Origin of the sequence: Gluconacetobacter entanii (genome assembly GCF_013155425.1) — a bacterium.
Lineage (GTDB): Bacteria > Pseudomonadota > Alphaproteobacteria > Acetobacterales > Acetobacteraceae > Novacetimonas > Novacetimonas entanii.
In genome coordinates this window covers 1-11,765 of the sequence record NZ_JABJWD010000086.1, presented here as the reverse complement: position 1 = coordinate 11,765, position 11,765 = coordinate 1, and the positions used below count along the sequence as shown (strand labels likewise).

Annotated in this window: 10 protein-coding genes; 6 read left to right on the top strand and 4 right to left on the bottom strand. The window is 69.5% G+C overall.

What is annotated here, in order from left to right:
* Positions 1-45: 45 nt before the first annotated feature.
* From HNH97_RS14200 to HNH97_RS14190, 3 genes are all read right to left on the bottom strand, one after another.
* The gene (locus tag HNH97_RS14200) at positions 46-303 is read right to left on the bottom strand and encodes a twin-arginine translocase TatA/TatE family subunit (RefSeq protein WP_110913501.1); all 258 of its coding nucleotides are present in this window, start codon (positions 301-303) and stop codon (positions 46-48) included.
* A gap of 174 nt (positions 304-477) precedes the next feature.
* On the bottom strand, positions 478-927 hold the full coding sequence (locus HNH97_RS14195; protein WP_171791335.1) for a CHAP domain-containing protein: 450 nt from the start codon (positions 925-927) through the stop codon (positions 478-480).
* A 35-nt stretch (positions 928-962) separates the two neighbouring features.
* Positions 963-1,667, bottom strand: coding sequence for a regulatory protein RecX (locus HNH97_RS14190; protein ID WP_171791315.1), 705 nt, complete (start codon positions 1,665-1,667; stop codon positions 963-965).
* A 301-nt stretch (positions 1,668-1,968) separates the two neighbouring features.
* On the opposite strand from HNH97_RS14190, the gene HNH97_RS14185 reads away from it, so the two are divergent.
* From HNH97_RS14185 to HNH97_RS14165, 5 genes are all read left to right on the top strand, one after another.
* On the top strand, positions 1,969-3,171 hold the full coding sequence (locus HNH97_RS14185) for an aspartate aminotransferase family protein (RefSeq protein ID WP_171791314.1): 1,203 nt from the start codon (positions 1,969-1,971) through the stop codon (positions 3,169-3,171).
* Positions 3,168-4,157 carry an ornithine carbamoyltransferase gene (gene argF, locus HNH97_RS14180; protein WP_171791313.1) on the top strand — a complete coding sequence of 330 codons (990 nt, stop codon included), beginning with the start codon at positions 3,168-3,170 and terminating at the stop codon, positions 4,155-4,157. Before HNH97_RS14185 ends, argF begins: the two co-directional genes overlap by 4 nt.
* Position 4,158: 1 nt before the next feature.
* Positions 4,159-4,479: a hypothetical protein gene (locus tag HNH97_RS14175; protein WP_171791312.1), complete on the top strand. Its 321-nt coding sequence runs from the start codon at positions 4,159-4,161 to the stop codon at positions 4,477-4,479.
* 83 nt (positions 4,480-4,562) lie between these two features.
* The gene (gene hslO, locus HNH97_RS14170; RefSeq protein WP_171791311.1) at positions 4,563-5,516 is read left to right on the top strand and encodes an Hsp33 family molecular chaperone HslO; all 954 of its coding nucleotides are present in this window, start codon (positions 4,563-4,565) and stop codon (positions 5,514-5,516) included.
* Between the two features lie 134 nt (positions 5,517-5,650).
* Complete coding sequence (locus HNH97_RS14165; protein WP_171791310.1) at positions 5,651-6,538, top strand: hypothetical protein; 888 nt, start codon at positions 5,651-5,653, stop codon at positions 6,536-6,538.
* Between the two features lie 60 nt (positions 6,539-6,598).
* On the opposite strand, the gene HNH97_RS14160 is transcribed toward HNH97_RS14165, so the two are convergent.
* Entirely contained in the window at positions 6,599-8,716 is a 2,118-nt protein-coding gene (locus HNH97_RS14160) for a protein-disulfide reductase DsbD family protein (RefSeq protein WP_171791334.1), read from the bottom strand.
* A 199-nt stretch (positions 8,717-8,915) separates the two neighbouring features.
* Here HNH97_RS14160 and hrpB point away from each other — a divergent pair, with 199 nt between their 5' ends.
* Complete coding sequence (hrpB, locus tag HNH97_RS14155; RefSeq protein ID WP_244949476.1) at positions 8,916-11,489, top strand: ATP-dependent helicase HrpB; 2,574 nt, start codon at positions 8,916-8,918, stop codon at positions 11,487-11,489.
* Positions 11,490-11,765: the final 276 nt, after the last annotated feature.

Genomic DNA, 11,765 nt, shown 5'->3' with positions numbered 1-11,765 from the left:
CCCGCCCGCCGCGATACCCCGCCGTGACGGACGGCCGTCATGTCCTTATTTGACGTTCTGGCCCGACGGCTGCCCGCTTTCGCTGAAGCTTGCGTCGTGCTGCTGCGTGCCCGGCCCCTGAATATGACCGCCCGCGCCCTGCTGCGGCGGGGTGGACGGTTCGTCATCGGCCATGTTCTTCTTGAACGTCTTGATGCCGCGCGCCATGTCGCCCATCAGCGAGCTGATCTTGCCCCCGCCCCCGAACAGCACGAGCACGACCGCAAGAACGATCAGCCAATGTCCCCAGCTCAAGCTACCCATAACATCCTCGATTCCCGCGTCGCCGACGCAAAAGCTGTTTTCCCTGTGGCCCATGCCGCCATGACATGCGCCAGACGCGTCTTCCCCCTCACATGAGGGCACAGGCCCGTCCATGCAAGCATTGCCTCGCCGCTTTTGCGCAGCGCTCCGCCATGACCTGCCCCACCCCGCGCATTACCTGAGCGGCAGGATGAAACCATACGCAGGATAGACACTTTTCCCCATGCCGTGAATGGGGGCCCACCAGACCTGCACCCGTGACCAGTCATTGCGAGTCGAAACATCAATGACCGGATCCGCCCGCCCGATGCGCCCGGGCACCCAGTTCGCCTGTTCGACCACCACCTCACGCGGGCTGCGCACGGAGCGTACGACCGCGACATGCCCGTCCGGCAGGCGGCCCGTCGCGCGCAGCACCAGCACCGCACCCGCCTTTGGCGCATGGGTGCGCGGGTACTGCCCCGATGCCTGCGCCCACCAGCTTGCGGCCGAACCACGCAGGTTCACCCCCGTCACCTGCCGCGCATAGGGCGCGCACTGCAACGCGCCATGCCAGCTTCCGCTGCCGCTGCCCGCGCATCCGGCCATGGCCGGCAGTGCGGCCACCGCCAGCACGCGGGCCATCCGCCGCACGGCCCGGCCCCTTCCCGCGCCGCGCATCACGCGGATTTCATGCGCCATATGCGTTCCTCCGCCTCCTGCGTGTCCATTTCCAGTGCGCGCATGGCAATATCGCGCGAAAATCCCGAACGCGCCATTGCTTCCATTGCGCGGCGGTCGCGCGTGGCCGCCTCCTCCGCCGTGGCATCGGGACGGGCGAAGGGACCGGCCCTGCGCTTGCGCACGAACACGAGGGCGGCGGCCAGTTCGGTTTCGTGCGCGTCCTCGCCACGCGCGCCCAGCGTTTCTTCCATCACCTGTGCGACCACCGCGCCATCGACGCCGCGCGCCTGCAGGTGTGCGCCCACCGCACGGCGCGAACGCCCCGCCCGCGTCAGGGACCGGGCGCGCGATTCGCTGAAGCGCGCGTCATCCACGGCGCCAAGCGCGCGCATGTCAGCAATGACGGCGGCGATATCCGGGGCCGCCGCCGCGATGTGCGCCGCGACCGCCGATGGTTCCATCCCCTCGGCCTCCGCCCGGCGGCCCCAGCGCTGCATCACGCGGCCGAGCATGCGCTCCATCCCCGCGATGGTGGTGGCGAAGCGCGCGACATGGGCCAGTGCCGCCGCACGCAGCGCCGCGCGGTCCGGCGCGGGACCGGCCGGGGGCGGGCGACGCGGGCCGCGCGCATCGCGCCGGGCGTGGCGCGGGGACTTGCGCCGGGGGGACGTGCCATCCGGGGGCGTATCAGGGTCCGTCATGTCCCGCACTGTGCCATATCCACGCCCCCCATGGCGACATGCCGCGTCCATCGCGCAGGCCACACGGCGCCGTGTCCCCCAGCGCGACGGCCATGGATGCGGGCGTGCATGGTTGCATTCGCGCCATTTGGGCAATATTCTTTTCTATTCCGCGCGGCCCGGCATACCTGCACCGGCAGGTCCGTGCCCGCGGAAAGACACCATGGACCACGACACAGGCCCACCCCCGACGGCGTGGGCTTTTCGTGTTCCCTTTCGCGAACGATTTTCAATCAAGCAACCGAAACCACAAGGCAATTCCATGATTCCCGCCCTGATGCCGACATACAATCGCGCCGACCTCGCCTTCGAGCGGGGCGAAGGCGCCTGGCTGTACACGGTGGACGGGCGACGATTTCTCGACTTCGGGGCGGGAATCGCAACCTCCTCGCTGGGGCATAACAACCCGCACCTTGTCGCCGCCATCGCGCAGCAGGCGGCGCGGGTGATGCATGTCTCCAACCTGTACCGCATCCCGCAGGCCGAGAAACTGGCGGAGCGACTCGTCGCGGCCAGCTTTGCCGACAGCGCCTTCTTCTGCAATTCCGGCGCGGAAGCGAACGAAGGCATGATCAAGATGATCCGCCGCGCGCAGGCCAAGGGCGGCCATCCCGAACGCGTGCGCATCATCTGCTTCAACGGCGCATTCCATGGCCGCACGCTCGCCACGCTGGCGGCGACGGGCAATGCGAAATACCTCGACGGGTTCGGCCCGGTGGTGGAGGGTTTCGACCATGTGCCGATGAACAACATGAACGCCGTGCGCGCCGCCATCACGGCGGAAACCGCAGGCATCATGATCGAACCCGTGCAGGGCGAAAGCGGCATCAACCTTGCCGATCCGCGCTTCCTGCGCGAACTGCGCACCGCATGCGATGAATACGGCCTGTTCCTCGGCATGGACGAGGTGCAGTGCGGCATGGGGCGGACGGGCAAGCTGTTCGCGCATGAATGGTCGGGCATTGCGCCGGACGTCATGTCCACGGCCAAGGGAATCGCCGGGGGCTTCCCCATGGGCGCGATCCTGGCGGTGGAAAAGGTCGCCCGCCACCTGACACCGGGCAGCCACGGCACCACGTTCGGCGGCAACCCGCTGGCCTGTGCGGCGGCGAATGCGGTGCTCGACGTCATCCTCGCCCCCGGCTTCCTTGAACAGGTGCAGGCGCGCGGCGCGCTGCTGGGCCGGGAATTCGACAGGCTTGTCGCGGAATATCCCGACATCTTCGCCAGCCATCGCGGCATCGGCCTGATGATCGGCCTGCAATGCGCGGCCCCCGTGGGCGTGGTGCAGGACGCGGCGATGCATGAAGGCCTGCTCAGCGTCACGGCGGGCGGCAATGTCCTGCGCCTTGTCCCCCCGCTTACGATTACCGAGGCGGAATGCCGCACGGCGGGCGAAATGCTGTCGCGCGCGGCACGGCGCGCACGCGCCCACATGGCCGCAGCACCGGAGAATGTGGCATGAACGCGCTGTCCACCAACACCCCGAGCCGCGCGCAGCCGCGCCATTTCCTCGACCTGAAGGACCTCGACGCGGCGACCCTGCGTGCGATCCTCGACGTCGCCGCGGGCATCAAGCGCATGCAGCACGGCCGCGCCCGGCCGCTGCACCCGCGCCTGCCGCTGCGCGGGCGGATGCTGGGGCTGATGCTGTCGAAGCCGTCCACGCGCACCCGCGTCTCGTTCGAGGTCGGGATGCGCCAGTTGGGCGGCGACGTGATCCTGCTCTCCCCCGGTGACATGCAACTGGGCCGGGGCGAAAGCATCGCCGACACCGCGCGCGTGCTGTCGCGCTTTGTCGATGCGATTGTCCTGCGCACGGGCAAGACGCAGAACCTGCGCGAACTTGCGAAATGGAGCAGCGTGCCCGTCATCAACGGCCTGACGCCGGATTCGCATCCGGTGCAGATCCTGGCCGACATCATGACGTTCGAGGAACATCGCGGCCCCATCAGGGGACGGACGCTGGCGTGGGTGGGTGATGGCAACAATGTCGCCACCTCCTTTATCGAGGCTGCGGCCCTGTTCGGCTTTCGCCTGCGCCTTGCGACACCGCCGACGCACATGCCCGACGCCCGCGCGGTGGAATGGGCGCGCGCGCATGGCGGCGACATCACGGTGGGCACCGACGCGGCGCAGGCCGTCGCCGGGGCGGATGCGGTCATTACCGACACATGGGTCAGCATGTCCGACAACGCATCCGAACAGCGCGCGCATGCGTTCGAGCCGTATCGCGTGGATGCGGCGCTGATGGCGCGCGCGGCCCCCGACGCCCTTTTCCTGCACTGCCTGCCTGCCCATATAGGCGAGGAAGTGACCGCCGACGTGTTCGAAGGCCCCAATTCCGTGGTCTTTGACGAGGCGGAAAACCGCCTGCACGCACAAAAGGGCCTGCTGGTCTGGGCCCTGTGCGGCGACGACTGGCAGAGCTTTGGAAAGGAAACCGCCTGAGATGACCGGCCCCGCAGAACAGCCCGCCCTGCCCAGCACGACCGAGGATACCGCCAGTGTCCCCGGATGGGTGGAAAAAAGCGTCAATGACATCTTTGCCGCCCTGCCGGGGCAGGGTGCGCCGCTCAATGCGCTGCGCGACGCCTATCTCGACTGCCTTGCGGGCGCGGGCCGTGGGGACGACATCGACGCGGAACATGACAGTTGCCGCCAGGCGCTGCTCGACCAGGTGACGGAGCGCAGGCTGCTCGACACGGCGACGACGCAGGCGCTGACCCAGCGGCTTGAGGCGCTGGAGGCGGACATTACCGCCAACCTGTAAAAGGCGCGGCAGGGTGGCCGTTCCGCGTCGCCCTGCCCGTCCCTTCCTTCCGCCCCATCCCGCCTGCCGGAACCTGACGCCATATGATTGATACCCCCGCCTTCCTTGACACCAACCGTCCCGACACCCCCAACCTTGTGGTGGACCAGGGCGTCGTGCCCTTCTACCTCGCCAGCCGTCCGGTGCGCGGCCGCCTCGTGCGGCCGGGCGTGCTGACGGACACGCTGCTGACGCGCCATGACAATCCCGACGTGGTGCTGCGCCTGGCGGGGGAGGCACTGGCGCTGGTCGCGGGACTGGCGTCGGCGCTGAAGTTCAAGGGATCGTTCTCGCTACAGGCGAAGGGCGACGGGCCGGTGACGCTGCTGGTGGCGGACTGCACCGATGCGGGCGCGCTGCGCTTCCATGTCCGCTCCGATGATGAAAAGGTCGCAGCCCTCCTGCGCGAACATCCCGAACCCACGGCGGCGCAGATCCTGGGGTCGGGCTACCTCGCCTTCAGCGTGGACCAGGGGCCGGATACCGACATCCATCAGGGCATCGTGGAAATCAAAGGCGAGAGCCTGTCGGACATGGCCGCGCATTATTTCACCACCAGCGAGCAGCATGCCTGCTGGGTGCGGCTGTACTGCCACAAGGGGGAGGAGGGATGGCGCGCGGGCGCGCTGATCCTCGAACGCATCGCGACCGAAGGGGGACATGTCTCCGACAGCGCGCCCGAGGATGGCGACGATGCGTGGGAGACGGCGACGACGCTGGCCGCCACCCTGACGGAGGCGGAGATCCTTGACGACAGCCTCTCGTCGGAGACGCTGCTGTTTCGCCTGTTCCACAGCGAGGATCCCTGCATCGGCCAGCCCCGCGCGCTGGCGTTCGGCTGCCGGTGCAGCCGTGCGCGCCTTGCCGGTATCCTGGAGACGTTCCCGACCGACGACCTTGACCACATGGCCGAGGACGGGACGATCACCATGAACTGCTCCTTTTGCAACCATGCCTTCCATTTCCAGCGTGACGAGGTCGGGCGCGCCGCCGGATAGATAGGGGCCGCCTGCGCCATCATCGCGCTGTCGCGCACAGGGCGCGGGATGTGGCATGGTAGATGACGTTTCAACATGACAGTCGCGCGTCCGTACCAGAGCCGGACGCCAGAGCTTTTCCGGGAAATCCGTTCATGCATCCGCACTCGCCCATCCCCCGCATGTCCCGCGCCACCCGGCCCGCACGCATGCTGCGCCTCTTTGCGCTTGGCCTGCCACTTGTCATGCTGGGCGCCTGCCACAGCGACCAGCAGCAGCCCACCATGACCTTTGCACAGCCCAATTACAGCAGCCTTGCGCCGCTGCCGCTGAATGTCGCCAGCATTTCCGTCGTGGACCGGGGACAGCCCGGGATCGTGCCCGGCGACCTGTCAAGCCGCGCGCCCACGCCGCCGGACCAGGCGCTCAAGCAGATGGCGCATGACCGCCTGATCGCATCGGGCACCGGCGGGCATGGCGTGTTCACCATCGACCGTGCCTCCATCCTGCATGAACCGGGCGGCATCCTTGACGGGCAGATGAATGTCCACCTCGACGTCGTATCCGCGGACGGGCTGCGCAAGGGCTATGCCGTGGCGCAGGTCACGCGCTCGTACGATCCGAAAACGCGCGCGGACGGCAATACAGACACGGCGGCGAACCTGTATGACCTGGTCAACCAGATGATGCAGGACATGAACCGGGAACTGGAATCACAGATCCGCACCAACCTGGGCAACTGGCTGACGACCGCGCCGGTCGCGGGCGCCGTGGCGGAACAGTCGCTTGATGGCACGTCCGCGCCCGTCCCGGCGCAGACCGTGACCATGCCGATGCCCAACACGACATCGGAGGCCGCCACCCCGGCCGTGACCACAACGCCCGCCGCCACCGCAGCCCCCGTCCACGCGAATGAAGGGCCGGATGCGGTCTTCCCCGAAGGGTACTCCTCCGACACGGCCACCACCGCCACGAAACCGGCGCGCCAGTTGTCCCCCAAGCCGGGATACCTGACCCTGCCCGCGGGCAGTAGCGCCAACTGATGACCAGACGTTTCCGGTTTTGAAGGAAAGGCGGGCGGGGCTTTTTTCCCCGCCCGTTTTTTATTGTGCGCCGATCGTATGCAGGACCAGTCCGGGGGTCAGCACCTGCGGCAGGACGACCCCGTCCCCATGCGCGGGGTAATAGACATAAAGCGGCACCCCGTCGCGCCCGTGATCGCGCAGGAAGGCGGTGATCGCAGCGTCGCGACCGGTCCAGTCCCCCTTCATGTAGACCACGCCCTGCCGGGTGAAGGCGTCGCGCACCCGCTGCGGCGACAGGGCGACACGTTCATTCACAAGGCAGGAGATGCACCACGCCGCCGTCATGTCGATGAAGACGGGCTTTCCCTGTGCGCGCAGCGTCTCCAGCCGTGTCTGTGAAAATGCCTCGCTCCCGTCCCCCGGCGGCGGGGTGGCGGACGCGCCCTGCGGGGCCAGCGCGGGCGGCACCATCGTGACGGCCCCCACCGCAAGGGCCACGGCCAGCAGCGCCCCGCCCCGGCAGGCAAGGACCAGCCCGTCGCGCCAGCCGCGACCGGCCATCACCATGTCCTGCGCCTTGCGCACCAGCCACGCGGCAAGGGCGACCAGCACCAGCCCCCCCGCCAGCAGCGGCACCGCGACCTGCCCGCCCTGCAATGTCGCGACCCACGCCAGCCAGACACATGTCGCCAGCATGGGAAACGCCAGCACCTGGCGCACGATTTCCATCCACGCCCCCGGCCGGGGCAGCAGGCGCACCAGTCCCGGCACCGACGCCAGCAGCAGGTAGGGCGCGGCCAGCCCCAGCCCCATGGCGACAAAGATCGCAATCCCCGCCACGGGCGAGGCCGACAGTGCCCCCGCAATGGCTGCCCCCATGAACGGCGCGGTACACGGTGTCGCCACCACGACCGCCAGCACGCCGGTCAGGACATCACCCAGATGCCCCGACAGCCGCCCCGCACCGCCAAGCGCGGCGATTCCCGTCCCGAAGGAGAAGACCCCCAGCAGGTTGAGCGCAATGGCGAACAGCAGCCAGCACATCAGCATGACGAACGTGACCGACTGGAACTGGAACCCCCATCCCACCGTATCGCCCGCCATGCGCAGCCCCACGATCAGCGCACCCAGCACGACGAAGGCCACGACAATCCCCCCCGCATACAGCCCGGCCCCCAGCAGGGCCGCGCGCCGTTCGCCGCGCGCCATGCGTTCGAGCGACAGGACCTTCATCGCCAGCACCGGAAAGACGCAGGGCATCAGGTTCAGGATCATCCCCCCCGCAAACGCCAGCACCAGCAGGCGCGCCAGCGCCGCGATGCCGCCACCCCGCGCCGCCGCGATCGCGGGCGGCCCACCGGGGCGCGCCGTCACCGCCAGCGCCTGTTCACGCCCCGACACGTCGCGGATCACCACGATGCCCGACAGGGGCACGTCCCTGTGGAACCCGTCCGCCGTCTTCAGGCCAAGCTGCAGCAGGCCGTTGCGCACATGCAGCACCTGCGGGGCGTCATGGTCGATCTGTCCCGGCTGTTCGGGCATGAACCACGCATCGCGGACCATCGCGGGAGACAGCCCCTCCCCCGACAGCGAAAGCGTGCCATCCGGCGCGATCGCCGCCGCAAAGGGCGAGGCCACGGGCCGCTGTGCCGCAGCACGCGCGAACAGCGGCGCCTGTGGGGAGGGATAAAGCGGCGCGCGCGGCAGGGTCATGCTGAACTGCGCATGTTCGGGCACGCACACCGTGGCGCACACCAGCCAGTCGGCCGTGGCCTCCACCACCATGTCGGCACCTTCCTTCGCCTCCTGCGGTTGCAGGCGCACCGGCAGCACGACATCACCGGTATAGGCATATGACATCAGCGGCCCGTCCCGCAGCCGTTGCGGGACCGGCCATTCGATGGGACCACCCTCCCCCACCGCGCCACCGGAGGCATGCAGCGCCAGCGTCACCGCCTCCCCCGCGTCACCGGGATTGAGCCAGTAGGTGTGCCAGCCCGGGGCAAGCTGCAGGCGCAGGCCGAAATGCATGTCCTGCCCCGGCATGAAACTGTCACTGTCGCTCAGCAGCGTCGCGGTGCCGTGCGCGGTGGTGACCGGCGTGCTCTGCGCCGCATGTCCCGCGCGCGACAGGGCGGGGCCAAGACAGGTCAGGGCGCACAGGACGGACAGGAACACGACGGTCGGTAAGCGCAGGATTGCCAAGCAGGGATACTCCGTCAGCAGGGATCGGGGCCAGGTCACACGGCACGCCACGCAACATGGCCGGCCATCATGGAACGCGCGGATTATAATGAAGATGACAATCCTGTCTTCATGGGCTTTTGGCGCGACGTCCCGCCGGCGACGGGTCAGCCATTGCCGCGCGGGGGCCACGCACGCCATAAAGCATGCCATGGCGTCCGATCCATCCCCCCAGCACCCGCTTTTCCCCGCCGGCCTGTTCGCGCCCGGCCTTTCCTCCCCCGAGCAGGGACTGCCCGTGGCCGAGGCCCTGCCCCGCCTGCGCGCCGCACTCCATGACGGAGCCAACGCGGTGCTGGTCGCCCCGCCCGGCGCGGGCAAGACGACGCTGGTGCCGCTGGCGCTGCTGGCCGCCCCGTGGCGCGGCGACGGGCGCATCGTGATGCTGGAACCGCGCCGCCTGGCCGCGCGCGCCGCCGCACGGCGGATGGCCGACCTGATCGGGGAAGAACCGGGGGGACTGATCGGCTATCGCACGCGTCTGGATGGTGCGTCCTCCCCCGCCACGCGAATCGAGGTCGTGACCGAGGGCCTGCTGGTGCGCCGCCTGCTGTCGGACCCGACGCTTGAGGGCGTGGCGTGCGTCATCTTTGACGAAATCCATGAACGCTCCGTCGATGCGGATGCGGCGCTGGCCTTCTGCCTCGACCTGCAACGCGAACTGCGTCCCGACCTGCGGCTGGTGGCGATGTCGGCCACGACCGACGCCGCCACCCTGTCGCAGCGCATGGAGGCCCCCATCATCGAAAGTGCCGGGCGGATGTTCCCGGTCGATATCCGTCACGCACGGCGCGACATCCCCCACCAGCGCGACCTGCCCGACGCCATGGCGCGCGCCATCCGCACCGCACTGGCGGAGGAAGAGGGCGATATCCTCGCCTTCCTGCCCGGTGTGGGCGAAATCCGCCGCACGCAGGCCGCACTGTCGGATGTGGGGGCGGAGGTCCTGCCGCTTTATGGCGAACTGCCCCCGGCGGAGCAGGATTACGTCCTGCGCGCCGATACGAAGGGCGGGCGGCGGGTGATCCTGTCCACCTCCATCGCGGAGACATCGCTGACGGTGCCGGGCGTGCGCATCGTCATTGATGGCGGGTTCCGCCGCACGCCGCGCCTTGATGCCGGGACGGGGCTTACGAAGCTGGAGACCGCGCGCATTTCCCGCGCGGCCGCGACCCAGCGTGCGGGCCGCGCGGGGCGTGAGGCACCGGGCATTGCGATCCGCCTGTGGAGCGAGACGACCTCCCGCGCCATGCCGCCGCACGACCGGCCCGAGATCATGGAGGCCGAACTGACGGGCCTGCGGCTGGACACGGCGGCGTGGCAGGCGGCGATGGGCACCGTGCCCGCCGAACTGCCCTTTGCCGACACGCCCCCCAATGGCGCGTTCGAGGCCGCGCGCAGCCTGCTCATCGCCCTTGGCGCCCTGTCGGAGGACGGGCGGATCACGCAGGCGGGCGTGCAGATGGCGCAACTGGGGTCGCACCCGCGCCTTGCGGCGATGATGCTGGCGGCCCGCACCCCGGAGGAGGCCGCGCTGGCCGCCGACCTTGCCGCCCTGCTGGAGGAACGCGACCCGCTGCGCCCGCGCCCGTCGGGACGGGGGCCGGGCGGCAACGCCATCCCGCCCGCCGATATCCGACTGCGCCTCGACCTGATCGCGGGGGGCGACCATCCTGCCGCCGACCGTGGCGCGCTGTCGCGCATCCGCCAGGCCGCGCGGCAGTATCGCCGCCGCATGGGGATCGGGCGTGACGTGGTGGCGCGGGGCGACTGCGCCGCATTGCTGGCGGCGGCCTTTCCCGACCGCATTGCGCAACGGCGCGGCGATGTCGGCACGTTCCGCCTGTCGGGCGGGGGCAGCGCACGGATGGGCAAGACCGACACACTGGCCTCCGCCTCCCTGCTGGCGGTGGCGGGGATGCATGTACGCACGGCCTGCGAAATCCGCCTTGCCGCGCCGCTGGACCCCGACAACCTGCCCGACAGCGTGCTGGCGCGCGCGCATGAACAGGTGGAGACCACCATCGACCCGGCCACCGGCGCGGTCATGGCGCGGCGCAGGCTGCGGCTGGGCGCGCTGATGCTGCGTGACCGCACGGTGACGGCGGATGCGACGGAGGTGGCGGGCCTGCTGCTGCAACAGGTGGGGCAGAACCTGGCCGCCGCGTTTGAATGGACCGATGCATGCCGGCAGTTGCAGGCCCGCGTCGCGTGGGCGCGCGACGCGCTGGGGCGCACCGACCTGCCGGACCTGTCGGACGCGGCGCTGGCGGCCGATGTCGAAGGGTGGCTGGGCGCATGGGTCGGCGGCATGTCACGCATGAGCGAGATCCGCGCCCTCGACCTGCTGGCGGTGCTGCGCGCGATGATCCCGCATGACGCGCTTCGCTGGCTGGACCGCACGCTGCCGCCCGCGCTCGACCTGCCGGGGGGACGGGTGGGCATCGACTACCTCCAGCCTGTGCCGCTGGCCTCCGCGCGGGCGCAGACCTTCTATGGGCAGTGCGAGACGCCGAAGCTGGCGGACGGGCGCATCGGGCTGCGGATCGCGCTGCTGTCGCCCGCCGGCCGCCCGCAGGCGATCACCGCCGACCTGGCCGGGTTCTGGGCCGGGTCATGGGCGGACATGCGCCGTGACATGCGCGGGCGCTATCCCCGCCATGACTGGCCGGAGGATCCGGCCCGCGCGCAGCCCTCGCAACGGCCGGCCCGCCGGAAAACGTAACAGGGAACGTGACATGAACGCCGCAGTGGACAATGATTTGCCACCGCGTCGTGACACATCATGGCATTGCCTTTTTTTTCGCCTATCATCACGGCCGTATGAGCAATCCTGCTCCTTTCGACCCGTTACGGATACACATGGCCCGCCGTCTTTCCCGCCTGTCTGTCATCGCGCCGCTGGCGCTGGCCTGTGTACTGCCGTCGCGTCGTGGCGCATGGGCGCAGGACGCAGCCCCCGTGGCCACGGTGTCCCCCGCCCCGGCCACGCCCCCATCGC

Coding starts and splice junctions, on each gene's coding strand:
- HNH97_RS14200 (WP_110913501.1), bottom strand. CDS start 303: ATGGGTAGCTTGAGCTGGGGACATTGGCTGATCGTTCTTGCGGTCGTG.
- HNH97_RS14195 (WP_171791335.1), bottom strand. CDS start 927: ATGGCCCGCGTGCTGGCGGTGGCCGCACTGCCGGCCATGGCCGGATGC.
- HNH97_RS14190 (WP_171791315.1), bottom strand. CDS start 1,667: ATGACGGACCCTGATACGCCCCCGGATGGCACGTCCCCCCGGCGCAAG.
- HNH97_RS14185 (WP_171791314.1), top strand. CDS start 1,969: ATGATTCCCGCCCTGATGCCGACATACAATCGCGCCGACCTCGCCTTC.
- argF (WP_171791313.1), top strand. CDS start 3,168: ATGAACGCGCTGTCCACCAACACCCCGAGCCGCGCGCAGCCGCGCCAT.
- HNH97_RS14175 (WP_171791312.1), top strand. CDS start 4,159: ATGACCGGCCCCGCAGAACAGCCCGCCCTGCCCAGCACGACCGAGGAT.
- hslO (WP_171791311.1), top strand. CDS start 4,563: ATGATTGATACCCCCGCCTTCCTTGACACCAACCGTCCCGACACCCCC.
- HNH97_RS14165 (WP_171791310.1), top strand. CDS start 5,651: ATGCATCCGCACTCGCCCATCCCCCGCATGTCCCGCGCCACCCGGCCC.
- hrpB (WP_244949476.1), top strand. CDS start 8,916: ATGGCGTCCGATCCATCCCCCCAGCACCCGCTTTTCCCCGCCGGCCTG.